Annotated in this window: 18 protein-coding genes and 1 tRNA gene; 10 read left to right on the top strand and 9 right to left on the bottom strand. The window is 69.2% G+C overall.

Going from position 1 to position 23789, the window contains the following annotated elements; genetic code table 11:
* On the bottom strand, positions 1 to 528 hold a 528-nt coding region (locus ACZ4N5_RS38640; RefSeq protein WP_467761683.1), incomplete at its 3' end, for an IS701 family transposase.
* Between the two features lie 180 nt (positions 529 to 708).
* On the opposite strand from ACZ4N5_RS38640, the gene ACZ4N5_RS38635 reads away from it, so the two are divergent.
* Positions 709 to 909: a type II toxin-antitoxin system VapB family antitoxin gene (locus tag ACZ4N5_RS38635; RefSeq protein WP_467761682.1), complete on the top strand. Its 201-nt coding sequence runs from the start codon at positions 709 to 711 to the stop codon at positions 907 to 909.
* A gap of 593 nt (positions 910 to 1502) precedes the next feature.
* Here ACZ4N5_RS38635 and ACZ4N5_RS38630 read toward each other — a convergent pair.
* The 5 genes from ACZ4N5_RS38630 to ACZ4N5_RS38610 all read right to left on the bottom strand — a co-directional run bounded on the left by ACZ4N5_RS38630 (position 1503) and on the right by ACZ4N5_RS38610 (position 6295).
* Positions 1503 to 2525 (bottom strand): DUF6215 domain-containing protein, encoded by a 1023-nt coding sequence (locus ACZ4N5_RS38630; RefSeq protein ID WP_467761681.1) that lies wholly within the window; start codon positions 2523 to 2525, stop codon positions 1503 to 1505.
* Positions 2526 to 3013: 488 nt separating this feature from the next.
* A complete protein-coding gene (locus ACZ4N5_RS38625; protein ID WP_467761680.1) occupies positions 3014 to 3715 on the bottom strand; it encodes a 2-phosphosulfolactate phosphatase in 702 nt (233 codons plus the stop codon).
* Positions 3716 to 3880: 165 nt separating this feature from the next.
* Positions 3881 to 4126 (bottom strand): hypothetical protein, encoded by a 246-nt coding sequence (locus tag ACZ4N5_RS38620; RefSeq protein WP_467761679.1) that lies wholly within the window; start codon positions 4124 to 4126, stop codon positions 3881 to 3883.
* A gap of 314 nt (positions 4127 to 4440) precedes the next feature.
* A complete protein-coding gene (locus ACZ4N5_RS38615; RefSeq protein ID WP_467761678.1) occupies positions 4441 to 5664 on the bottom strand; it encodes an MFS transporter in 1224 nt (407 codons plus the stop codon).
* Between the two features lie 4 nt (positions 5665 to 5668).
* Positions 5669 to 6295, bottom strand: a complete 627-nt coding sequence (locus tag ACZ4N5_RS38610; RefSeq protein WP_467761677.1) for a helix-turn-helix domain-containing protein — start codon at positions 6293 to 6295, stop codon at positions 5669 to 5671.
* A 366-nt stretch (positions 6296 to 6661) separates the two neighbouring features.
* Between ACZ4N5_RS38610 and ACZ4N5_RS38605 the strand changes: the two genes are divergently transcribed.
* Complete coding sequence (locus ACZ4N5_RS38605) at positions 6662 to 6898, top strand: DUF5302 domain-containing protein (protein WP_467761676.1); 237 nt, start codon at positions 6662 to 6664, stop codon at positions 6896 to 6898.
* Positions 6899 to 7847: 949 nt separating this feature from the next.
* On the opposite strand, the gene ACZ4N5_RS38600 is transcribed toward ACZ4N5_RS38605, so the two are convergent.
* Positions 7848 to 9470: a glycoside hydrolase family 76 protein gene (locus ACZ4N5_RS38600; protein WP_467761686.1), complete on the bottom strand. Its 1623-nt coding sequence runs from the start codon at positions 9468 to 9470 to the stop codon at positions 7848 to 7850.
* 669 nt (positions 9471 to 10139) lie between these two features.
* On the opposite strand from ACZ4N5_RS38600, the gene ACZ4N5_RS38595 reads away from it, so the two are divergent.
* On the top strand, positions 10140 to 12983 hold the full coding sequence (locus ACZ4N5_RS38595; protein WP_467761675.1) for an alpha-L-rhamnosidase-related protein: 2844 nt from the start codon (positions 10140 to 10142) through the stop codon (positions 12981 to 12983).
* 289 nt (positions 12984 to 13272) lie between these two features.
* On the opposite strand, the gene ACZ4N5_RS38590 is transcribed toward ACZ4N5_RS38595, so the two are convergent.
* Both ACZ4N5_RS38590 and ACZ4N5_RS38585 read right to left on the bottom strand, forming a co-directional pair.
* Positions 13273 to 13617, bottom strand: a complete 345-nt coding sequence (locus ACZ4N5_RS38590) for a hypothetical protein (protein WP_467761674.1) — start codon at positions 13615 to 13617, stop codon at positions 13273 to 13275.
* A 39-nt stretch (positions 13618 to 13656) separates the two neighbouring features.
* Positions 13657 to 14025: a hypothetical protein gene (locus ACZ4N5_RS38585; RefSeq protein ID WP_467761673.1), complete on the bottom strand. Its 369-nt coding sequence runs from the start codon at positions 14023 to 14025 to the stop codon at positions 13657 to 13659.
* A gap of 489 nt (positions 14026 to 14514) precedes the next feature.
* Here ACZ4N5_RS38585 and ACZ4N5_RS38580 point away from each other — a divergent pair, with 489 nt between their 5' ends.
* The 7 genes from ACZ4N5_RS38580 to ACZ4N5_RS38550 all read left to right on the top strand — a co-directional run bounded on the left by ACZ4N5_RS38580 (position 14515) and on the right by ACZ4N5_RS38550 (position 23591).
* Positions 14515 to 15072 (top strand): DUF3291 domain-containing protein, encoded by a 558-nt coding sequence (locus ACZ4N5_RS38580; protein ID WP_467761672.1) that lies wholly within the window; start codon positions 14515 to 14517, stop codon positions 15070 to 15072.
* A gap of 514 nt (positions 15073 to 15586) precedes the next feature.
* Positions 15587 to 17485: an FHA domain-containing protein gene (locus ACZ4N5_RS38575; RefSeq protein WP_467761671.1), complete on the top strand. Its 1899-nt coding sequence runs from the start codon at positions 15587 to 15589 to the stop codon at positions 17483 to 17485.
* A 419-nt stretch (positions 17486 to 17904) separates the two neighbouring features.
* Positions 17905 to 17977: transfer RNA gene (locus ACZ4N5_RS38570), tRNA-Arg, on the top strand.
* 109 nt (positions 17978 to 18086) lie between these two features.
* Positions 18087 to 19220 carry a leucine-rich repeat domain-containing protein gene (locus ACZ4N5_RS38565; protein ID WP_467761670.1) on the top strand — a complete coding sequence of 378 codons (1134 nt, stop codon included), beginning with the start codon at positions 18087 to 18089 and terminating at the stop codon, positions 19218 to 19220.
* 83 nt (positions 19221 to 19303) lie between these two features.
* The gene (locus ACZ4N5_RS38560; protein ID WP_467761669.1) at positions 19304 to 21169 is read left to right on the top strand and encodes an ankyrin repeat domain-containing protein; all 1866 of its coding nucleotides are present in this window, start codon (positions 19304 to 19306) and stop codon (positions 21167 to 21169) included.
* Positions 21166 to 22377: an AAA family ATPase gene (locus ACZ4N5_RS38555; RefSeq protein ID WP_467761668.1), complete on the top strand. Its 1212-nt coding sequence runs from the start codon at positions 21166 to 21168 to the stop codon at positions 22375 to 22377. Before ACZ4N5_RS38560 ends, ACZ4N5_RS38555 begins: the two co-directional genes overlap by 4 nt.
* A 41-nt stretch (positions 22378 to 22418) precedes the next feature.
* Positions 22419 to 23591: a vWA domain-containing protein gene (locus ACZ4N5_RS38550; protein ID WP_467761667.1), complete on the top strand. Its 1173-nt coding sequence runs from the start codon at positions 22419 to 22421 to the stop codon at positions 23589 to 23591.
* Positions 23592 to 23789 lie beyond the last annotated feature (198 nt).

Here is a 23789-nt window from a genome sequence, read left to right as displayed (position 1 = left end):
GTCCGGGATGCCGCAGGCCGCACGTCGGGCGACCTTGTCCGCATCGGCCTTCGGCGAGGCGGGATCCCAGGTCTCGGGCAGGAACAGCCGCCAGTTGACCGCCGCCGAGGCGTGGTCGGAGGCGAGGTGGAGCGAGACGCCGACCTGGCAGTTGGTGACCTTGCCCGCGGTGCCGGTGTACTGCCGCGACACGCAGGCCGAGGCCGTCCCGTCCTTGAGGAACCCGGTGTCGTCGAAGACGAAGGCATCGGGCCCGATCGCCTCCTCCATCCGCCAGGCGAGCTGGGCCCGGATGCGTGCCGGGTCCCACGGGCTGGTGGTGATGAAGTTGGCCAGCGCCTGACGGTTCCCGTCCTCACCCAGCCGGGCGGCCATCGGCTCCACCGACTTGCGCTTGCCGTCGGTCAGCAACCCCCGCAGATACACCTGCCCCCACCGACGCTGATCCTTGCGCGCGAACGGCTCGAACACCTCCGCCGCGAACCCCTCCAACTCACCACGCACCACAGCAATCTCGTCCGGAGTCACACACCCTCAACGCCACACCAAGCCCCAAGGACACGCACCACTCCAACCGACCTGACCAGGCACTACTAGTGCCGTATGAAGCAACGTTCGCCCTGTTGTTGTCCTGTGCCACGAAGCGCAGCGGGAAGGAGTCGCTGCTGCGCGGCTGTTAAAGTCCCGGACCAACGAAGGGGGCCGCTCGTGGCCAAGGTCAACATCAGTCTCGATGCCGAACTGGTGGTGGAAGTGATGGTCCTGGCCGGGGTCGGCTCGCCCCAGGACGCCATCGAAGCAGTCGTGCGTGACTACATCGCCCGGGGACACCGCACCGAGGCACGCACCGAGCTCAAAGAGCAGAGCCTGCGCGAGGTCGAGGTCAAACCGCAGGATCCTCAAGGCTGACCACTGTGATCGCGTGACGTCGCTCTAGCTCCGTTGGCACGCGTTCGGGCCCGTCAGTTCCATTGTGGGCAGGGGGAGTAGTGATTTGGTGGTTGATCTTGATTCACGCCGTTTCTTCATCTCGCCGCAGCGCCAGGACCGTTGGGGCCCTGCTGGGCGGTGCTGCCGCAGTGCGGGCAAAGGTCGGCGTCATTTCAGTGCCGCGCCTGGAGCGCAGCACCACCCGGCCCGTGTCGATGGAGACCAGGCCCAGAGCCTGTCCCACTCGGTTTCGCTGCCTACCCGGCGGGCACCGCGAGGCTGTCCACGGCGACGCTGAGCATCGGCTCGGGCAAGGAGCACCTCATCCGGTCGTGTCTCCATGCCGGGCACCGGCAGCCCGGCAAACCGGTCACTCGGCCGCAGGTCGCGGCAAGTTGGGACTGGCAGAACCTCTTCGCCGTCGGTCGGGCGCTGAGCAGTCGGCTACCCGCCGCACGACCCGCGCACCGGCGACCCAAAGGAACTCTCGGCATTCATCCCCGTCACAAGACAGATGCCGTCGCCGGCGGCGCGACTGGCCCGCATCTTTTCGCGGAGGTGTTGTCGGCGTCTCATCGGACACGTCGTTCGGGGATCTTTGGAAGAACCTTCTCGGCGATGTTGAGGAGAGCGCTGTCGTTCGGGAGGGCTCCGGACGTGCTCCACACGGTGATGTCGCAGTAGCCGCCTCGGTCATTACGGTCCAAGGCCACGGACAGCGTTCTGGCCAGGGGGCCTTGTTCGACCGGGCCGCCGGATCGGCCACTCCCGAGATTGAACTCGATCTTCATGGTGTGATCCGAGAAGAGGACCGCGGGCCGACCGAGAACCTTGAGCGTCTTGATGTCCGTCTCATCCCCGAACTTCATCAGCTTCACGGACTGGTCGGTCGACAGCTCGTTGTAAGTGGCCGAGACATTCACGGTGTAAGTGTCGAACGTGACCTGGGCCTCCGGTTCGGCGACCTTCCCATCAGTCAGAGCAGCGGTGTTGTTGGTGCCGGAAACAGTGGTCGCGGTCTCTCCAGGCGTTCCAAGGAGCTTGGCCAGGTCTGGCCGGTTGAGGGCCTTGCACAGCTCTTCACCGGTCACAGGCCGGGGAGTGTCCTTGTAGGCCTTCGGAAGCTCCTCGTGTGCCCCGTCCGAACACGAGGCGGGCTGCGGGGCGTTGTCGTCGGACGGCATGAAGCGTGGGCCCAGCCACAGCGTGGCCCCGACTGCCCCGAACACAGCCACGGCGGCTACGGCCTGGCTCCATGCGTTGTGCGCCTTCTCCGGAGTGTGCGGACCGGGACGCTGCCCGGTTCCGGCCTGGGCCTGGGCTTGAGGTTGGGCCTGGGCCTGGGGCAGGGCGGCAGCATGGACTGCCGCCCCGGTTGCGGAGGCTGCCGGACTCCGGCGTGCGCGCAGGGCCCGGATCACCGCGTAGACGCGTATTGCGGTGAATGCAAGGAACACCACGCCAAGACCGGCCGCGACCCGATCGTGATCGCGGACGGCGAGGTACATGATGCGTACGCCGAGAACGGACCCGACCGCGATGAGCAGGGGCTCGCGGACCCAGAACGGCAGGAGGCGGAGGAGGAAACTGAGCATCCGGCGATCTCACCAGGACAAGATCACATTCGCCATGATGGAAGCCACAGTTCCGGGCAGGTGCCGGGCCTGCCGAAGCGAGAGACGCCGAGCCGACGATCTCGAGATCGGCCATCGGGACGACAGCGGGTGCAAGCGGCGGCGCTTCGCCGTCCCCCGACCGCCCCCGGGTGCGGGTCGTGCACCCTGGCGGACGTGTTCGCCTACGCGGAAGCCGCGGGGATCACGCTGCGGATCGATGGAGCGGAGACCAGGTCCGCCGGCCCAGGGCCAACCGGCCAGGACGGCGGGCCTTCGTCTCAGGCACGAAGAAGCAGAACACCATCAAGACCACCACCGTCAGCGATGGCCAGGGTCGCTTGCTGAGGTCGGGCGCGAACCGGCCCTGACGGTCAGCAGCAGCCGCGAACCATTTGACCAGTTCAATCAAGCCATATACCCGACAGGATGCTGGTACTTGCCTGGCGAGAGTTGGACCTCACCAGCGATCAGATCGCAACCTTGTCGGTCGGCGAAGGCACAGTGCACGGACGGAGGACCATGAGCGAGTCCTCCAAGGTCGCCACCATGGCAAAGGGGAACCGGTCGAGTTCAAGACAGAGTGCGACGTCATCAGGATGGACTCCTTGACGGACTCCCTCCGCCAGCTCGGCGGCGGCGCGCGACTCGCCGGCGCGGCGGAGGAACTCAGCCGCATCCGTCCCGGCCTCGGTGGCCCTCCGAGCGATGAATTGAGCGCACGCCAGATCTTCATCGGCGTGCCCATCTTCGCCGGTGACTACGAATGTGACACTGCCACACTCGCGTGCCCGCAACAGCCGAGCCGTAGCCTCCGCCACCACGAAGCTGGCGCACAGCACCAGCGACGCCTCCTTGACCGCAAGGGCGCCGACCGTCCCTGCCGTGGTTTTCTGCACAACGGTCCGTCCTCCGAGGTCGACAGACCGCAGCAGGCCCGGCGAGTTGACGGTGTCGAACCCGGGCGCGGGCGGACCGTCTTTCAGCGCCACCCAATCCGGGTGGCGAGCCTTGAGCGCCAGGGCTTCGTCCAGCGACTCAGCAAGAACGATCTTTTCTGCCCCCTGGGCAAAGGCCCAGGCAGCCACCGTGAAAGCACGCATGACGTCGACTACGACCGCCACGGACGGGGCCTCGACCAGCTCAGGGATGCCAAGGAAACGAGCGTCCATCCGGTCATGATCGCGCATGCCCGACCCGAAGCACCAGGCACTAAAACGCATCACAACGACGGCCTGCCGCTGGCGCTTGCGTTCCCGATGCCGATGCCGATGCCGCGCCCGGCATCAGGCAGGCCTGCGATTCCCTCAGGAGCGCGCCACCGCCTGACGCAACAGCTACGGCGTTCCCCCGCCGGCTGACTGCAGCCGGCCCAGCTCCAGCGCCAGCCAGGCGAGTTGCTTGCGTGCCTCGGGCAGGTTCCCCTCGCGGAGCATCGCGTGCCCATACCCGTACGCGTAGCCCACCATCTGATTCGTGCGGGCGGTGCTCGTCGCGGCCGCCAGATCCCGCAACTTCACGTACGTCCGCTCCATCTCGACCTGCAGCGCCGCGGCTTCCGGACCGAGATCCTCGTCTGCCATGAGCCGACCTTACGACCGGAAGCAGGCGGTATGCCCGCGGAGGGCCACTCGACGGGGTGGGCGTCCAGCCAGTCACTCAAGCCGTGCGCGCCGCCGAGCACGTCGGGCCGGTAGCTGTAGACCCCCGCACCCTTGTCTCCCCACGGCGTAGCCCTTCTCCGTCGTGTCGACCAGCGCATACGAGGGCGACCAGAACTCGGCACTGACACCCCTGTGGGCGCGCATGGCCGTACGCAGGCTGGGCCAGGTCCGGAACCAAACAATCTCCCCAGGACAAAACGTTCGTGTGGCGCGTCCCGCCTGTGGGATTGCGGCTATGGAGCGGTGTCTGCGACAGCTGTCGCGGGCGCGGTCAGGGCGCTGCGGCGATGTTCGGGTCGGGTGAACAGGTAGGCCGACGCCGAGGCGATCAGACTCGCCATGGCCAGCAGGACGATCTGGTAGTCCACCACGGCGACCAGCGCTGCGCCCATGGCGATCGCGATCGTTTGCGGGGTGGAGAGTGCAAGGCCGAGTGCCGCGTCCGTCCTGCCCATCAGCTGCGGTGGTGTGCGCCGTTGGAACAGCGTCATGGTGCCGACGTTGATCCAGGGCAGGCTTGATCCGATGAGTGCGGAGCCCGCGAGAACGGTCGCCGTCGGCGTTGTGGCCAGCAGCAGAAACCCGACCGCGGCATGGGCCAGGGCCAGGGCGACGAGCAGGCCTTCGCTGAGGCGCCGCATAAGTGCGGCTGCCGTGATGCCGGCGCCGACGGCGCCGGCTCCCTGAGCGAAGACAAGTACCCCGATGAACGTGTCTGGGCGGTGCAGTCCCTCACTTACCACGGCGAAGAGTGCTGTCTCGGAGAACCCGAAGGCAATCACAGTCAGCGCGCCGACCACGGTCAGTTGCCGAAGGGCGGGATTGGCGCGGATGTGGCGGGCACCGGCTGTCGCCTCGGCGAACCAATGCTGCTTGGAGGGCGTCGGCTGCTCCTCGTCCACTCGCAGAGCGAGCAGTGCGGCGATGGCGACGCCGAATGTCAAGGCGTCCCCGATGATCACCGGTGTCGCGCCGAAGGTTGCGAGGAGCCCGGCGCCGATGAGGGGGGTGAGCAGTCTCAATCCCCACCTCGCTGTCTGCATGACGCTGTTCGCGTCTCCCAGAAGCTCCTCGGGCACCAAGGTCTGCAGGAGCGCCGTCTGCGCGGGGCCAAGGACACTGGCCGACAGACCGAAGCCGAACATCACGACGTAGATCAGCCAGACCTGGCTCTGGTCGTGGACCAGCAGCAGAAGCAAGACGACTGCCGCGGTAGCCAGGTTGGTGGCGATCAGCAGCGGTCGACGGCGCAGACGGTCGGCCAGTGCGCCTCCGGCCGGCCCGGCCAGGGTGCCCAGAGCGAGCATGAAGAACGACAGGCCTGCGGCCGAGGCACTTCCGGTAAGTATCTTGATCCAGATCCCGAGAGCCAGCCAGAGTGCTGAGTCGCCGAAGGTCGACAGGGTCTCTCCGGCTATGTAGAGCCGTGCGTTGCGGTGCGCCAACAGGCGTCGCATCTGCTCATGCCTCCGGCTTGGTTGCGTCGAGCGGGAAGGTGAACAGGAGCATTTCGACCGGCAGGCTCTCGGGCGGGCGGCGCGAGGGGTCGCCCAGGCGGTCCCGGTAGCGGTCGAGGACCTCCCGGAGGTCGGCGATCAGTTGCTCCGCCTCCTCCGGCGTCACGTAGGCGAGGTTCTCGTTTCCGCTGGTCACCTGCTGCCAAGGGCCTTCGAAGCGGGACCGGCGGGCGTTCGCCGTGCCGGCTCGGTCGAGCCACGTCTGCCACAGCAACTGCGCCAGCGCCTGGGACGCATGGGACATCTCCGCATCGCCCTGGTCGGTGTCCACGGAAAAGCCGATGTGCTTGAGGCGCCACGGCCTGCGTCGCCCGGGTGCCTCGCCGGCTTCCTCGACAAAGCCGTACTTGGCCAAGGTCCGCAAGTGGAATGCGCAGTTCGTCGGTGACTCCCCGATTACCTCGGCTGCCTCTGTCGCGGTGAGCGGTTCGCGTTGGACGAGTGCCTCAAGAAGGGCGAGCCGAGTCGGATGAGCGACCGCCCTCATCGCCTTGGGGTCCGTGAGCTGACGCAGCGGACGCGGGTCGCCCTCCGAACGCTCGGGACTCTGCTGTGACTCTTCAGAAGACATGTTTCGAAACACTAGGCTCGAAACATTGCTTTTGACAAGCCTTCTGGAGGTGCCACTCGCCCTTCAACCCAGGCTCGTTGGCGCCGGACGGAACCCTGGGCACGGGTCCGGATCCGGTGGCATGGGCGCCGCAGAGGCCGCTGCCGTGTCTGTCGGTGCGCCTCTGGCAGCGGGAACACGGGCCGGCCAAGCTGCCGGGGCGGGTGAACGTGGAGGGTCCGGTTCGCTGATCGGCGGCGGAGAGTCCTCATCCATGTTCAGCGTCAACGACCCGCGATGGTGGTTGGCCACGTAGGCAGCGGGTATGTCGAGCGGTGCCCGCCATGACAAGCTGTGCTTTCCACTGCCCAGTCCCAGGAGGTCACCATGGCTACAGAGTCTCCGTCGCCCGAAGAGTCGGTTGACGGCGAGAGCCCTTCCCTCTCGCCCGATGATGACGGCCAGGACGACTTGAAGCGCAAGTTCCGGGAGGCTCTGGCGCGCAAGCGTGGTCTGCAGGCGGACGCCAATGACCTCGCCGCGAGCACCAACAAGTCGAAGGTCCACGGCGCGCACGGCCCGGCCGCGAGTCAGCGTTCGTTCCGTCGAAAGAGCGGCGGCTGAGTGACATAACGGCCTCAATACGGGACTCGGCAGCGCCAGGCGATGTCTGGCGCTGGCCGGTTGGGCCGCGACCAACGACGCCATCGAGCGCTCTGCCGTGGACAACGACTCGGAACCGGCCGACTCGGCCGAGACCACCCGACTGAACGACGAGCCACGCGAGTCGATCCGCGGCAACGTTTTGCGGCGCAGCGGCACCATCCGCCATCCGAGACGTACCTGCCGGGGCCGACGGTACTCCCTTTCACAGCCTGCAGGCCTCCGACGGCGGAATCACCATTACGTGAACATCGCCTACAGCAGCCTTCGGCCCGAGCGACGGGTCTGCTGACGGCCGGACCTCCTCACGGCACCAGCAGTGGAGGAGCTGCTGCGTACCGGGGGAGGGCAGAACACCTCCCAATGGGACTGCCCGGAGGCCCGCTCCGTTGAGGCGTTGAAGATCGTTCTGGACCAGGTTTCTCCAGCGCCAGTGGAGAACACACGGGCTGCCCAGAGACCTGCGGCTTCGCCATCGGCCACGTCGAGCACTGCGAATGATGACCCCCGACGCCGTCGTCCGCTACGCCGGGCGCAGCAACGGACCTGGGTGGTCCCGACGCCGCCGGCGGCGTCCGCTGCGCGCCCTGACGCGGCGCCGGCGGAGCGAGATCTCCCCGCCGGATGGCGAAGTGGTTCCGAACGGGCGAAGAGCTGGGTGGTCGCCACTTCTGGTGCTCCGACGGCCTGATTGTGCGGGACACCGGCGTCGACGACCAGCCCTCGGCCGCCCGCGGCACCGTCGTACTCGGCGCTCCAGACCCAGTTCCGGTCCTGGGCGCCGACTGCCTCGGTGTCTTCCCATTTCGTGGTGCACCGGGCGTTCACCGCCACCCGTTCTGGTGGCGGCTCACCCCGACCAGGTGGAGGCGCTCGCCCTACCCTCGTTCCTGCCCGACCCCACCGGTCGTCAGCCCGTGGCGGCGGTGAGTGCTCCGAAGGCGCCGGCCTGGGTACGCCAGTCGGTCTGCTGGGGGCCGATGCCGGCCCAGCGTTCGCCGAGGGCGTTGAGGGAGCTGCGGTCGTGCGCCCACAGTGTGTCCGCCTGCTTCGGAACGTAACTCTGGTAGGCACTGGAACCGGTGGCCTTCGCGAGGTCGGCGAAGTTCCGCATGAAGATGCCCTTGAACTGCTTCTGGTTGTCGTCGCATGACGCGGAGCCGATGTCGCAGGACTCGGTGAGGACTCCGTCCCGGGTCAGCGCCGGGCTGCTGATCGCGGCGTCGGCCAGCGTCCGCGCGGTGGCCAGCAGAGCACCGTCCCCGGTCGCCTTCCACAGTTCGGTGAAGCCGCCGATGGCCAGTCCCTGGTTGTAACTCCACACGGTGCCGCCGTTGTTGCCACAGGCCGAGGTGAGCCCGTCGTTCACCAGCCCCGAGGAGTTGATCAGCCCGCTGGACCGGTACCAGGCGGCGGCTGTCCTGGCCCGCTGGAGCCACATGGTGTCGCCCGTGATGCGTTGGTGCAGCGCCGTGGTCAGCCAGAGGTACTGCCCGTTCGTCACCGCGTTCTTGTAGGTGCGCTCGCGGTCCCACCACACCCCACCGCCGCAGGTGCCGGGGTCCCAGTACTGCTGCACGTAGTTGGCGATCGTGACGGCCTCGCTGAGGTAGCGGGAGTCGCCCGTGTAGTCGTACGCGTCGAGCCAGGCGATGGCCCACCAGCCCGAGTCGTCGATGGAACGGCTGATGAAGTGGCCCTCGATCGCGTCCGAGCTGCGCACACCGGCGGCGAAGACGCCCTTGTTCTGGTCGAAGGTGCGCGCGACGACCCAGTCGTAGTCGTGCCTGCCGGTGGCCTTCGCGAAGTCGATGAGCGAGGTGAGGGTCGCGGCGGAGTTCCACCAACTGCTGGGCCACCAGCCGTTGTACGGGTCGTACGAGGTCATCAGCGAGTCCGCCGCGGCGCGCGCCCTGGTCGGTGCGGGCCTGACCCACGCGGTGCAGCTGCCCTCCTGGTGGGCGGCCTCCCGGCCGCAGGCGCGGACCGCGCCGCCGTGGAGGAGGCCGCGCGGATCGCGGGTGGCGTACATCGCGGTACGGGTGCCGGTGGCCCCGGACGGGGTGCTGGTGCGGCCGAGCGAGGAGCCGTCCGGCCAGGTCGAACCGCCGTCCCAGGAGCGGTCGAGCCAGATCTCGTCGCCGGCGCCACCGGTGTCGATGCTCGCCCAGGCCATGGAGTTCTTCTGGTCGACGTGCAGCCGGATCGTACGGCCGTAGAGGGTGGTCGACGGCACCGGCTGGTCGTCGCCGACCGCCTGCGCGGCGCTGGTTCCGTCGCAGAGCGTGTCGCAGACGGTGGGGTAGACCCAGTTCGTACAGCCGACGCCGGCGGCGTCGCCGCAGGCCCGCACGAGCCCGCGCCGGTGGTTGCGGGGATCGGTGATGTTGTACATCAGCGTTCTCGTGCCGGTCCAGGTGCTCGGGATGCTCGCCTTGCCGAGCAGTCCTTCCCAGGTGGCGCCGCCGTCCCAGGAGCGGTCCAGCCACACCGAGTCGCCGGTGCCGCCGTTGTCGATGCTGGCCCAGGCCATGTCGTCCGCGTCGGACACGTGCAGTTCGAGGCGACGGCCGTTGAGGTCCTTGTTCGGCACGGGGAAGCTCTCCTGCCGGGCCTGTGAGGGGTCCAGCGTGTCACAGGCCAGTACGCACACCTGGGTGGCGGCGGCGGTTGCAGGCGTGGCGGCCGGGACCAGTGCCACGAACGCGAGAGCGGCCGTCAGCAGGAAGCTGAGAAGCCGCAGTCTGGCAACGATATCGGAGCGTCGTAAGGGCACCGAACTCGCCTCGATTTCACGATGGGGGACGCCTTGAAGGACGTGGCGGCTGGGGCCGACGGGTGTCGCCGAGCCGGGCGGGAATCGAGCACTGGTCCATACCTGTCTCCGAGGCAGTGAACTGGCTTGACGATGCTCTGTCAATGCCACAAGAGCCGGCTTTTTCAATGGAGTTGACAGACGTCTCGATGGGTTGACACCCGCTTTTCGCGCGCCCATCATCGGCGCGAACTTCGGCGAGTCATCTCGCACACCCGCTGCCTTTTCAGTCCCAGGCCTTCATGGGCGATCTTTTTGAATCGATTCAAGCGGCTGGTCGCCGATTCGAGCAGTCGATTTCCGTATCCGATCCGGGAGTTACTCATGCGCCGCCGCCGGGCCCCGCTGAACCGAATGCCCTGTCCAGGGCGCCTACTTGGCCTCGCCGTGCTCGTTGCCGGCGCGCTGGCCGTGGCTCCCGCGCCGTCCGCCGGTGCGGCTCCTCCCTCGTCGGAGGCGGCGTCGGCGGCAGCAACGTCCAGACCTCTCGCGGACCTTGCCGCCTCGAACTACTCGCCGACCTCACGCACCGTCAAGCCGACCGCCGTCTACCGGACGTCTGGCAGCGTCGCCAACCCGCAGAACGTCCTCAGCGGGCAGTCGACGCGGATCTCCGGCTCGCAGTCGGCCATCACACTCGACTTCGGCAAGGAGGTCGGCGGCCTGGCAACGTTGTCCTTCGGCGGCACCAGCGACAACGGCCAACGGGTCGGTCTGGCCTTCAGTGAGTCGTCCCTGTACGTCGGCAACAACAGCGACCGCAGCAGCGGCCGCGACGGCGAGGACGGGGCCCTCTACGCCACGGCCTCCGTCAACGGCACCTACACGTTGCCCACGGCGCAACTGCGTGGCGGCTTCCGCTACCTCACCGTCTTCCTCGACACCTCGGGCTGGGTGGACCTCAACGGCGTCAGCCTCAACTTCACCGCGGCTCCGGGGAAGGCCAACCCGGCCGACTACGCCAACTACTTCTCCTCCAGCGACGATCTGCTCAACCGCATCTGGTACGCCGGGGCGTACACCGTGCAGCTCAACACGATCGCCTCCGGCCAGGGCCGCGCCTGGCCCCCGCCGGCCTCGGCCTGGGACAACAGCGCCACCGTCGGTGCCGGTGACTCCGTCCTGGTCGACGGGGCCAAGCGTGACCGTACGGTGTGGCCGGGCGACATGGGCATCGCCGTACCCACGCAGTACGCGTACGCGGGCGACCTGGCCTCGACCCGCAACGCGCTCACCACGATGTACAACGCGCAGTCGGCGCAGGGTGAGATCCCCTGGTCGGGACCGCCGTTCAACCTCACCGGCTCGGACACCTACCACACCTGGACGTTGCTGGGTACGTCCACGTACTACACCTACTCGGCCGACCGGGCGTGGCTGGACTCCGAATGGGCCAACTACAAGCGGGGAATGGCCTTCATCACCAACAAGATCGACGGCAACGACCTGCTCAACGTGACCCGCACCCAGGACTGGGCCCGGGTCGGTCAGGGCGGCGAGAACATCTCCGCCAACGCATTGCTGTACGCGGCGCTCAAGGGCGGCGCCACCCTGGCCACGGCCGAGGGCGACAGCGCGCTCGCCGCGAGCTGGAACGGCAAGGCGGTCGCCATCAAGTCCGCGGCCAACTCGCTGCTGTGGGACGCCTCGAAGGGCATGTACAAGGACAACCCCACCAGCGGGCTCTACCCGCAGGACGGCAACTCCCTTGCTGTCTGGTACGGGTTGACCGACTCCACGGCCAAGTCGAAGAGCGTCATCGCGGGGCTCGGGAAGAACTGGGGCAGCTACGGCCCCACCACTCCCGAGTGGGGCGGCAACATGTCGCCCTTCGCGGGCGGCATGGAGCTGAACGCCCGTTTCACCGCCAACGACGACTACACCGCCCTGGCGCAGATCCGCCGCACCTGGGGCCACATGCTGAACAGCGACATCGGCACGAAGAGCACCTTCTGGGAGGGCGTCAGGGCCGACGGCGGCCTCGCCTACGGGGGTTCGTTCATGAGCCTGGCCCACGGCTGGTCCACGGCGCCCACCTCCACGCTCACCTTCGATGTGCTCGGCGCCGCGCCGGAGTCGGCGACCGGCGCGTACCGTTTCGTGCCGCACCCCGGCGACCTGACCAGCGCCGAGGGCCGCATCACCCTGCCCCAGGGCGCCGTCAACGCGTCCTGGTCCCGCGACCCCGCCGCCGGCGCCTACTCGGCGCATCTCACCAGCCCGGCCGGCACCACCGGTCGAATCGGCGTACCGAAGCTGGGCGGCGGCGACGTCTCGGTGTCCGTGAACGGCTCCGTCGTCTGGCGCAACGGAACCTTCACGCCCACTCCGGGAATCACCGGCGCGAGCCAGGACGACACCTACGTCTACCTCACCGGCGTCGCCCCGGGCAGCTACACCGTGAGCGCCACCGGACTGGGCAATCCGCCCAACCCCGGCGATCCCGGTACCGGTGGATTGCGGGCGGGTTTCACCCGGTGCGCGGGGGAGGGCGATACGTGCTCCTTCAGCGGAACCCGCTCCGTGGCCTACGGCGCGGGGACGTACACATACAAGACGGCGACCGACAACACCGCCTGCACCAACGCCTCCTTCGGCGGCGACCCGGCGTCGAACCTCGTCAAGTCCTGCTACGTCGCCGACGCGGGCGGTCCGCCCGGGTACACCGTCTGCGCAGCCGAGGGCGGCAGCTGCGCCGTGCCCGGCTACAACCGTGACGTCGCCTACGGGGCCAACGGCAACTTCGCCCACCAGGTCGCCAAGGGCTCCGTCGCCTGCACCAACGCCCACTTCGGCGATCCCGTCGACGGTGTCGCCAAGTCCTGTTACCTGCCACCCGACGGCGCTCCGGCCGGCGGGTGGACCAAGTGCGCTTCCCAGGGGGGCACTTGTCCGGCAGCAGCAGGACAGCCGGTGATGTACGGCGCCTTCGGCGCGTTCGCGACGATCACCGCGACCGGTGACACGCCGTGCACCGACGCCACGTTCGGTGACCCGATCCCCGGCGAGTCGAAGTCCTGCTACACCGCGATCGGCGGCCCGCCCGGCTACGCCACGGCCTGCGCGGACGAAGGCGGGACGTGCGCCTTCAGCGGGCAGCGGACCGTCGCGTACGGTGCGCGGGGCAGCTTCGTCTACAAGGCGTTCACCGGCGGCACCGGCTGCACGTCGTCGGCGTTCGGCACGGATCCGCTGGCCAACGTGCGGAAGGTCTGCTACCTCACCTCCTGAGGAGCGCGACACCTGCGGCAGCCCCCGCGTGTTCGGGGGCTGCCGGATCGCTACGGATCGGCCACTGCCTCCTTGGCAGTTGCACCGCCGCCGGCAGGCTGAGCTTCGGTTCCGCCTGGCGCAGCGCCTTCGACGCCGCGACCGAAGCGGTGTTCCCGGTGAAGCCGACGGCGGCCGGTGGGGCCGGCAGGCACGGGCTTCGACCGCCCGCCCCGACTCCGGGTCCACCGGCGCGTAGGGACCCGGCACCGTCACTGTCGCGTCGATACGCCTCTGGCTCAGGCCGTGATCAGATCCCTTCCAGTGCGTCAGCCCGCTTCACCAAGCCAACTGCGATCTCATCCCAGTCCGGGCCGTGCATCCACAGACTCTCGGCAGCCTCCCGCAGCAGCTCCGGCTCGTCCGGGCGCTGCAAAAGCACCAGCCGATAGGCCAGATTCCGGATCCAGACCGGCAGGAAGCCATCGACCACGTGCGGGGAGAGCTCACGCAACATGGTGATGATCGAATCCGCGTCAGCGAAAGTCAGCTCCTCGACGAAGGAGTGCTCCCGGTGTTCGAGCTCGCACTCCGGCGTGGGGCGATACTCGTCTCCGTAGAGACACCGGGCGTGCTCCGTCACGGTGTTGTGCATGACCTGGAGCCTACGGCGCCATGACCTGCCGGACAGAACCTAATACTCCAGTTGTAGATCGCTCTTGACTGGGCGGCCATGTTCTCCGCGGTTTGCGTGGCCTGCCCCAGCTGCCATGCGGACGGTTTCGTTCCTGGGCCGGCGTCGGGGCGTCGAACTCGTCTTGCCGGTCACTGCCCGCGGTTCAGGTACGAGCGTGGTCGCAGTCGATCGCCACGGGACAGCCGAGGCCCAGCCGACCAGAGGCATGTTCTCGTCGTAGTGCGGAGCGAACTGCGCGACGATGATGGTGGGCATCTGATAGTTCAGGCTGCGAACATGCTCGATGGACGCGCCGGGCAGCGAAACATGGTGCGTTTCCGCGTAGTGCGGGAAATCCTGGAGCCACAGCCAGGAACCGTCGGTCACCAGGGACCAAATGCAGCCCCGTCTCCCTGGCGATGCATGCGTTGGAGCGTCCACGCGCGGCGTGCGGCACCGCCTGTGCACGCACCCGCAGCCGGTGCTCGGTCTTGTGGCTGTAGGCCATGTTCTTCAACCGCCCGCGTTCGGCGGCCCTCGGGGCTGTCGGACAGGGGGTGCGGACGGGCATGGCGGGCGAACCGATCGGCCGAAGTGGATCACTGGTACCCCGCAGCCTGCTCCGCCGTCACCGCGCCAGCCTCCGCAATGACCGGTGCAAGAGGCCACTTGGACACGGAAAACGCAACTTCGACAGGGCCCGCGGAGACAGCTACCTTCACCTGGTCTTCGGCGATCGCCCACGGTCGCACAGGAGTTCCTTCGGGCTGAGCCACCCGCGACGGGACGAGTCGGTCACGCCCCACGAACCCTCGCCCCCATGCGTAAGCCACCGAACCGAGTCCACGCCAGGCAGCCCCAACCAGGGAGAGACGCATGCCCCATCTTGCTCTGTACACATTCGGCGTCCTGAAGTCACCTCTCGCCGATCCCGCACCTCTCACGCGCGAGTTCTACGACATTGGTGAGGCCGTCTACCGGAATATCAGTCAGCACGCCGGATACCTCGCGCGTGCTGAAGCGGCAGACGGTGACCGGGGCATGCTCTTCGAGGCGGACTGGGGTGCATGGGGAGAGTTCGCCGTACCGACCTGGTACGGCAAGGGCCGTACGGTGGAAACCACCGCCCTGGCCGCGACCCTCTCACTCTGGACCGACCTGAGCCCCGCCTTCGACGCCGTCTACACCGGTCTGCACCGTGAGGCGCTGAACAGGCGTTACGACTGGTTCGAGAGGGCGGGACACCCGAATTACGTATGCTGGTGGGTCTCCGACGGCGTGATACCCACCTGGCAGGACGGGGTTTCCAGGCTGGAACACCTCCACGACCACGGCTCCGCGCCGCACGCCTTCACCTTCCACCACTCATTCGCCCCGGACGGAACTCCGACCAGGATCAAAGGCATCGGGCCGAAGAGCGACCAGGTTCGCTGACAAGGAAGCCTGAACGACTGGGTTCGCTGTCGAACGCCTCGATTGAATGACGGCGAACAGATGCGTCTACGCGACGGCGGATCCGCCAGTACCTGGGGCTTCCTCTGGGCAGCGCCACGGGAATTCGGCCGGTGGGACCCAGGACTTGATGGCTTGCTCCGCAGGCGATCGAAGGCCGGGGTTCTGGCGCGGACCGAAGCAGCAGAGGAACCGATGCGCGGTCCGCCGTCAAGGCCCGCCACGGACCTTGACGCGTTCCTGGCGAGGTCCGTTCCGCCGCCGCCGGACGGCCTCTCCCGAATGGCTTCGGAATCGGGCATGATGGGCCATCCGTACCGGTCAAGCGATGCCACGGCGTCGTCAAACTGATCCATTCCCCTTCGGATACGTCGAGCCCACCTCCCTTTGTCCCAACCGTCACACGCTGCCTGGTCATGCCCGCGCCGCGGTGCGTTCTGGTGGCACCGCGGCAGCGGCCATGTCGTCGATCTCGGAAGGAAGTGCTGTGGCACCGGTGCTTGTTGGACACGAAGGACTGCTGGCCGGAGAGCGGATACCGGTGATAGGCACCAGGGTCACCTTCGGACGCAATCCGGAAAACACCATCGTCCTCTCCAGCTTGAACGTTTCACGCTTCCACGCGGAAATCGTCCTCGACGACACTCAGGGCTACGTTCTGCGCGACTGCGGCAGCAGCAACGGAACGCTGGTGAACGGCGAGGAAATCGATGCCCGACTTCTCGAGCCCGGGGACGACATCACCATCGGCGACCAGGGGTTCCGCTTCGAGGTCCCGGACGCCATGGAGACCATCATGGCGCTCTCTCTGCCGAGGTCGCTGACCCACGGCGACGAGGAGATCGAACACGGGCCGGTGCTGCGGGTCACCATCGCGGGCGGGGGCCCCGTGGGCCTGTCGCTCGCCCTGCTGCTGGAGCGATTCCTCGGTACCCAGGTGAACATCACCGTCTACGACGGCCGGTGGCGCAAGCAGGGCCGCAAGATCGTCTGGAAGGACGTGAGCCAGGGCAATGTGCGGCGCCAGCAGGTCGTGACCGTACAGAGCCGCCAGTACCTCAGCCTGCCGGAGGAGGTGCAGACCCGCCTCTTCGATCCGGACAGCTACACCGAGATGTGGCCCTCCGGCCCGGACTCGATCGGCGATCACCACCCGCGCAACATGCGCATCGCCTACATCGAGGACCGGCTCTTGGAGGTGGCGAACGAGAAACCCGGCCGGATCCGACTCGTGCCCGCCCGGTTCAGCATCGATGAGCAGCAGGAGGCCCTGGCCACCCAGCACGTACTGGCGATCTGCGACGGCGGACGGTCGCACACGCGCGAGCACTTCGCCGCCAAGTTCGGCAGAGCGGACGAGTCCATCTACTCGCTGAACGACCGTCATCTCCAGGACGTGGTGCTCGGCCTGCGCGTGAAATCGGGTCTGAGCGACCCCATGGCGGTACTGCTGACCGTCGGGCAGAACCGGTTCCTGCTGAACTCCCTGCGCGGCGAAGGCTTCCTCAACATGCGCCTGACGGACGCGGAGGCCGCGGAGGTCGTCGGCATCGATCCGGTGCGCCGCGTCTTCGAAGAGTGCATCGCCTCTCGCCCCTGCCTGATGGGGCGTGACGAGTACGGCGACTTCCAGTGCTCCACGCACAGCACGCTGTTCCTGCCGGCCCTCATCAAGGGCTCGGCCCTGTGGAAGCGGGTGGGCGAAGGGCTGCGCCTGTTCGGCGTCGAGCCGCACGACCTGAGCGCGGTCACCTCCTTCCGTCTTGACATGGTTCAACGTCCGCGCTTCACCGCCGAGTTGCTACCTCCCACGGCCAACTCCGCCGGTACGTACGGCTTTCTGCTGGGCGACGCCGCCAACGCCATCCACTTCTGGCCGGGGCGGGGACTCAACAGCGGCCTGGCCTCCGCGATCTCGCTCGCACGGTCGCTCAACGGGGCATGGAACGGCAAGCCCTTCCGGGACGCGGACTTCCTGCGCCACGAGGCCGCCATGTCCATGCTCCAGTACCGCCACAAGAGCCGCGCCTGGAAGGCGATGGTGACCACCGACGACCAGGGCGCCACCTGGGCCATCAAGGACATCATCGCGCACGGCATCGACGGAATCGCCGAGGAGCCGGACCGCGAGGCGGACACCGCGACGCTGCTGGAGCGGCTGCGTGAGATCCGTACCCGGCTGGCGAAGCGCATGCCCGGTCTGCCGGACGACGAGGCGATCCTGGAACGGCTGGAGACCCTGGAGGGCACCACGCTGCGGATGCTGGTGCTCAGCGGCGCCTGGGACACACTCACCATGGGTGGCGAGGAGGTCGACATCGACATCTTCTACGGCCGGGACTCCGCCGCCGCGGCAGCCGCAGTCGAGGCCCTTGAGCCGGCCGCCCCGCTCTGAGAAGGGCCCCGAACCCGTCCGTACGCGCGAGCCGCGGCCGAGCGTGACCGGCGGCTCGCGCACCTGTGGTCGGGCACTCGCGGTTGCTTGTTCCGGTCGAACGCTTCGGTGCGCTGGGGCAGTTCCGGTCGGCGGTGTCCACGGGGCGGACGGGTGGGTGCCCTTGAACGCCGGGACCGACGCCGAGTGGGGCGGTGTGGCCCGGACGGCTTCGCGCCGCCAACGCTCCATCGGGTAAGCGCAGTTGTCATGGCCGAGAGCGGTCAGCCGGATGGGCGAGGAGATCGGCACGTGTGGCGGGGGTGAGATCCGTGGGCCGTTCCCGAGCGGCCGGCGGACCTCCCCACCGGGTCGTCCGATTCCTGATGTGCCCAACTGGGTTCGAACGCAGGGATGAAAGCCGCTATGATCTTCGTGGCAAGGCTGTAGCGCAGAGGTCGTCGCGCCCAAGCATCGAGCTGGAGGACGTCGGTTCGAATCCGGCCAGCCTTGCCGCCCTTGTCGTGGAGGAAAGTCGATTGGCGTCGGTTCGTCCCGGGCGGTCGAAGGGCGATGCCGCCCTCGGCGAGCCGGGCACCGGCGATGGACCGGTGGAGTGGTGATGACGCAGCCGACACCCGTACGCTGCCCCGCGATCGAGCACCCGGACATCCCGGTCAGTGACCCCGCCGCTCTGCAGCCCCTGCTGGAGCGGCTGCGGTCCGTGCAGCCGGTCGAGGCCGACGAGGTCTTCCCGCTCGGCACCGTGCGGGCGGACGGGCGTATCGACCTGTGCAAGCAGGGACTCGGAGCGGTGGGCGCCGCGCGGCTGATGCCCGTCGCCGCCGCCTCCCCGTACGCCGCGCACGTCCTGCTCGGGACGAACGCCATCGGGAACGACGGAGCCCATACGGTCGCCGACGCGCTGGTCGACGGCCATGGCCTGCGCACGCTCTACCTCGGCTGCAACCGCATCGGCCCCGAGGGTGTCACCGCACTCGCCGACGCGTTGACGACGGACGACACCGTCCGCGCCCTGTGGCTCAAGCGCAACCCGGTCGGTGACGACGGAGCCCGCGCGCTCGCCGCGATGCTGCGCCGCAACACCACGCTGCGCTCGCTCGACCTGGTCAACACCGGTCTGACCACCGACGGTCTGCGGGCCCTGTTCGACGCCCTCACCAGCCGGACCAGCCCGGTGGAACGCCTCTTCCTCGGCGGCAACGGCCTGACCGCCGACGCCGCCCCCCTGCTGGCGGCGCTGATCCGCGAGGCGGGTGTGCGCGAGCTGTATCTCCCCGCCAACCACCTCGGAGACGAAGGCGCAGCGATCCTCGCCGCCGCGGCCGACCCCGTACGGCCGGTGCGCCTGGGCCTGGGCGGCAACGGGATCGGTCCCGCCGGTGTCCGGGCCCTCGCCGACCGCCTCGACGGGATCGAAGCACTCGACCTGGGCCGGCCCTTGTCGGAACGCAGTCTCGGCGCCCCCGCGAACGCCACCGGCGACGAAGGCGCCCAGGTGCTGGCCGCCGCCCTGCCGGGCAGCCCGCTGCGTCGGCTGGAGCTGTGCCACACCGGCCTGACCGGGCGAGGCGCGAAGACACTGCTGGCCGCCGTGCCCGACAACTCGCCCCTGGAGTACGTCGGTCTGGGACCGGGCCTGCCCCGCAAGGTGAAGCGGTCCTTCACTCGACGTCTGCGGCCCGCCGCCGGGGCGCATCCCGACCTGCGTGCGATAGGGAGCGTCTACCGTTGAGTTCTCGTGGCGACCTGCGTTGCTTCCCCCCGGACGAGGTGTCGAGCCGACGCCGGATCCGTCGGTACGCGGTGCCCCGCTGGATGATCGAGCGCGCGAGCGAATACCGTCTGGCCGGCGACTGGCGGGGGTCCTGCGCGGCGGCCCACGTCGACGTCACCTTCGACCTGTCCGATGTCGCCCGCCACTGGGGCGAGGACGTCGCAGCCGTGCTGGAGGACGACCTCCGGCACTTCGCCCCGGACCTGTTGCGCTGGCACCTGCCGCGCGCACTCGGCGGGCGGACGACACTCGCCAAGGACACGACCGTCGTCCTCGCGCACTACCACCCGAGACCACCTGACGTGCGCCGCCCGGCCACGCCGTACCTGCACGTCACCACTCCCGCGATGATCGACGGGCCGCAGCGGATCACCCTGCGGTTCGCGGCCGTCAAGGACTTGGGGACCGTAGGCGTCTTCGGGCAGACCACGCATGACTGGCGCGACGCGCGACACCTGTGGGATGTCCGGCACACCGCCGAGCTGCGCGAACGGGTTGGTGGCGGCACGGACCGGCCGCCGTTCTTCCACGCCGACGCCACCCCGCGCGACGCGGACGAACTGCCGACGGCAGATCCCGGCGACGGCGACCCGGCGGGGCGGGCCGAGTGGGCCACCATGCTGCACCAGAGGGGCGAGACCCGGACCGCGTGCGCCGCCGTCGGCATCGAGCTGGACCTGACATCCTCGAAGAGGTCTGGGTACCGCGAGGAGCCGGAGCGGCTCCTGGACGGGATCGCACTCAACCACACTCGCCTGGAGCCGGAGATCCGCCGGCAGGCGGCCCAGGGCGTCTCCGATCGCTTCCTCGTCCCCACCAAGCACTGGCGGACCTTCCTCCTGCTGGAGCCCGCGGAGGCCGGCGGGCTGCTGGCGCGCCTCGTCGACCGGGAGGAGGCGAAGGGCGAGTCCACCCTCGACGAGGCCCTGTGGCGCAGGCTCCCCGACCTCGATCTGATGCGCGCCGGAGGCGTTGCACCGGAGCATCTGCATCCGCTCGTCAGCGCGGCCCTGTTCCCCGCTCTCCAGGTCGCGCAAGGCCCGTTCGGCCCGCCGGGGCCGACGGCGCCCACACCCGTACAGGTCAGATGTCGTGGGGAATGGCACGAGGTGGGCTTCCGGCCCGGATCCCTGCTGCGCATGCCGCACAGCGACGAGGAGCAGCAGCGCGAACGGGCCCTGCGCGCCTTCGGCGGTGCCGTCGCCGGATGCTTCGCCGTGGGGCAGACGTGGACATCCGGACAAGGCCGCCTGCCGAAGGAACTGCGGGCGCAGCGCAACGAACTGTTCCAGCGCGCCCAGCACGGTGACACCCCCGGCGTGCTGGAGCTCCTGGACACCGGTGTGGATCCCCGGGTGCGGGACGCCGGCGGCCGCACTCTGCTCCACGTACTGAACCTGCTCGACCACGAGTCGCTGCTGCCGCGGCTGCTCGCGGAGGGACTGGACCTCGAAGCGCGCGACCGGCGGGAGCGCACGCCGCTGTTCGTGGCCGTCAACGACCTCGGCACGAAGGCGCTGGTGGAGGCGCTCGTCGCCGCCGGGGCGCGGCTCGACGTGACCGACGAGTCGGAGTTGTCGCTCGCCCAGCTCGTCCGCCGGTACAAGCGGCCCGACCTGGCCTTCCTCCAGGACCGCGTACGCGAGGAGCATCCGGGCGCCGGCGCCGAGTGGTGGGACGAATGGATGGACGAGCAGGCGGAGTACTACGCGGAGGACCCCGCCGAACCCGTCGAACCCGATGACGAGGAAGAGCGGGACTCGGCGGAAGGCCTCGCCGAACTCGCCGAATTTTATACGGGGGAGCGGCACTTCGCGGAGGACCCTGCCGGCCTCGCCGCACCCGATGACGAGCCGCAGCAGCACTACGCGGACGAGCCCGACCACGAGGAAGAGCAGCCCTTTTGAGCACCGACGGTACCGCCCCTGCCGCACCGGCCGGCCCGCTGGCGGCCGCGGACGACCTCAACCGCAGGCTGCGCACGCTACGGACCGAGCCCGCCGCGAACCCGCAGCTGGAGGCGCTGGCCCTCGCCGTGACGGCCAATCAGCCCGTACTGCTGTGGGGGGCGCCAGGTATCGGCAAGTCGGCCGCCCTGGAGCAGCTGGCCGCCGGGCTCGGCCTGCCACTGGAGACGGTCATCGCCAGCGTGCACGAACCCTCCGACTTCGCCGGACTGCCGATCGTCGGTGACGACCCTGCCGTGACCGGAGTCCCGATGGCTCCGCCGGACTGGGCGGTGCGTCTCGCTCGGGCCGGACAGGGCCTGCTCTTCTTCGACGAACTGTCCTCCGCGCCGCCGGCCGTGCAGGCAGCGCTGCTGAGGGTGGTGCTCGAACGACGGGTCGGCAGTCTGGTCCTGCCGGAGGCGGTGCGCATTGTCGCGGCCGCCAACCCGCCGTCCAGCGCGGCGGACGGCTGGCATCTCAGCCCGCCGCTCGCCAACCGGTTCGTCCATCTGCAATGGACCCACGACCCCCGGACGGTCGCCCGCGGCATGGCCGGCACCTGGCCGGAGGTGACCGTGCCCGTCGTCGGTGCCGCCAGGGTGCCCGGTGCGGTCGCACGGGCCCGCGGCGCGATCTCCGGCTTCCTCACGGCCCGGCCCGGCCTGGTCCACCACCTCCCCGGCGACGCCGAGAGCCGAGGTCGCTCTTGGCCGTCCCCCCGGACCTGGGAGATGGCCCTCAAGCTGCTCGCCACCGGGTACGCGGCCGGGGCCGGCCGCGAGGCACTGGCCGCCGCGCTCACCGGCGCAGTCGGCGACGGCGCGGGCCTGGAGCTGCTGTCCTACCTCGAACACCTCGATCTGCCCGACCCCGACCGGGTCCTCGCAGACCCGGACGCCTTCGCCCTGCCCGACCGCGGCGACCGGCAACTGGCGTTCCTCATCGCGGTGGTCGCCGCCATCCAGAGCGACCTCACCCGGCCCCGCTGGGAGGCCGGCTGGACGGTGCTGGCCAAGGCCGTGGACGCGGGCGTACCCGACGTGGCCGCCCGGGCCGCCACCGACCTCGCCGCGATGCGGCACCTCGACTGGCCCGTACCGCCCGGCATCGACGGGTTCCTGGACCTGCTGCAGATGTCGGGGGCGCTGCCCGGCGGCAGCCGGTGAGTGGCGCCGGGACCACGGGAGACGCCCGCAGCGCCCTGGACATGACCAAACTGCTCGCCGCCCGCTACCGGGCGGCGAGCGACCGGCCGTACCTGGCGGCGGCGCTGTACAGCCTGACCGTCGTGCCGAGCACCGAGGTGCCGACGATGGGGGTGGACCGGCACTGGCGCTGCTACGTGTCCCCTGCCTTCGTCGAGGTGACACCGGTGCCCGAACTCGCGGGCGTGTGGGTGCACGAGGTGGCGCATCTGCTGCGCGACCACCACGGCCGGGCCGACCGGCTGCCCGCCGCCGCCCAGCGCGACTGGCATCGCGTGAACGTCGCTCAGGACTGTGAGATCAACGACGATCTGCTCGCCGACGGCCTGCGGCTGCCCGAGGGGCGCATGGAACCACGCCGGTTCGGCCTTCCCGAGGGCCGGCTGTTCGAGGCGTACCTCGACCTGCTGCCGCCGCAGGTGCGCACGCCGAACTGCGGATCGGGCGCCCACGGCCGGCCCGCGCCCTGGGACCTGCCGGGGTCCGCCGGGCCCGCGCGGATCGGCGAGGTGGAGGCGCAGGCGCTGCGGCGGCAGACCGCCGAGGCGATGCGCGCCCATCAGCGCAGCCGTGGCTCCCTGCCCGAGGGCTGGCAACGCTGGGCCCAGGAGGTCCTGGAACCCACTGTGGACTGGCGGCAGGCCCTGTCGGGCGCGGTCCGGGAAGCCGCCGCATGGGCGGGCGGAGCCGTCGACTACACCTATCGCCGCCCTTCGCGCCGCACCCCGGCGCTGCGCGGTGTCGTGCTGCCGAGCCTGCGCAGGCCGCTGCCGCGGGTGGCCGTGGTCATCGACACCTCCGGTTCGATGGGCGACGGCGAACTGGCCGCCGCCCTCGCGGAGGTGACGGGCGTCCTGCGCGAGGTGGGCGTACGGGGCAATCGCGTGACCGTGCTGGCGTGCGACGCCGATGTGCAGGCCGTGTCCCGGGTGGCGGCCACCGAGCAGATCACCCTGGGCGGCGGAGGCGGCACGGACATGTGCGTCGGCATACGCGCGGCGCTCGCGACGCCGGACCGCCCGAACATCGTCGTGGTGCTCACCGACGGGATCACCCCCTGGCCCGACGAGAACCTGCCCTGCCGCGTCATCGCGGCTCTGATCGGCTCGGCCGCGCCGCAGCCCCCGAGTTGGGTGGAGACGGTGCGCATCCCGCACCCCGACCTGACGCCGTGAGTCCGGTGCACTCCTGTCGACGAGCTCCGAGGACCGCGGCAGTGACCTCTGACTTCTCGCCGCCCTGGTGGAGTTGAAGGGCGTCCCGTGTTCGAGCGGTGACACTGGTCTGCAGACCCCCTCGCCCACACTCACTCAACGCTTGATCAAAGACACCAGTAGGCCCTTTCCGGCGGATCTTGCCGGGCCCGCGCGCCA

It is taken from the genome of Streptomyces sp. NPDC026500, assembly GCF_055567635.1.
This window is presented reverse-complemented; position numbering and strand designations above follow the sequence as displayed.

What these genes read in the sequence shown, in the direction of transcription:
- ACZ4N5_RS38630 (WP_467761681.1), bottom strand. Translation starts at nt 2,525, where the DNA reads ATGCTCAGTTTCCTCCTCCGCCTCCTGCCGTTCTGGGTCCGCGAGCCC.
- ACZ4N5_RS38625 (WP_467761680.1), bottom strand. Translation starts at nt 3,715, where the DNA reads ATGGACGCTCGTTTCCTTGGCATCCCTGAGCTGGTCGAGGCCCCGTCC.
- ACZ4N5_RS38620 (WP_467761679.1), bottom strand. Translation starts at nt 4,126, where the DNA reads ATGGCAGACGAGGATCTCGGTCCGGAAGCCGCGGCGCTGCAGGTCGAG.
- ACZ4N5_RS38615 (WP_467761678.1), bottom strand. Translation starts at nt 5,664, where the DNA reads ATGCGACGCCTGTTGGCGCACCGCAACGCACGGCTCTACATAGCCGGA.
- ACZ4N5_RS38610 (WP_467761677.1), bottom strand. Translation starts at nt 6,295, where the DNA reads ATGTCTTCTGAAGAGTCACAGCAGAGTCCCGAGCGTTCGGAGGGCGAC.
- ACZ4N5_RS38605 (WP_467761676.1), top strand. Translation starts at nt 6,662, where the DNA reads ATGGCTACAGAGTCTCCGTCGCCCGAAGAGTCGGTTGACGGCGAGAGC.
- ACZ4N5_RS38600 (WP_467761686.1), bottom strand. Translation starts at nt 9,470, where the DNA reads ATGGCCTGGGCCAGCATCGACAACGGCGGCACCGGCGACTCGGTGTGG.
- ACZ4N5_RS38590 (WP_467761674.1), bottom strand. Translation starts at nt 13,617, where the DNA reads ATGCACAACACCGTGACGGAGCACGCCCGGTGTCTCTACGGAGACGAG.
- ACZ4N5_RS38580 (WP_467761672.1), top strand. Translation starts at nt 14,515, where the DNA reads ATGCCCCATCTTGCTCTGTACACATTCGGCGTCCTGAAGTCACCTCTC.
- ACZ4N5_RS38565 (WP_467761670.1), top strand. Translation starts at nt 18,087, where the DNA reads ATGACGCAGCCGACACCCGTACGCTGCCCCGCGATCGAGCACCCGGAC.
- ACZ4N5_RS38560 (WP_467761669.1), top strand. Translation starts at nt 19,304, where the DNA reads ATGATCGAGCGCGCGAGCGAATACCGTCTGGCCGGCGACTGGCGGGGG.
- ACZ4N5_RS38550 (WP_467761667.1), top strand. Translation starts at nt 22,419, where the DNA reads ATGACCAAACTGCTCGCCGCCCGCTACCGGGCGGCGAGCGACCGGCCG.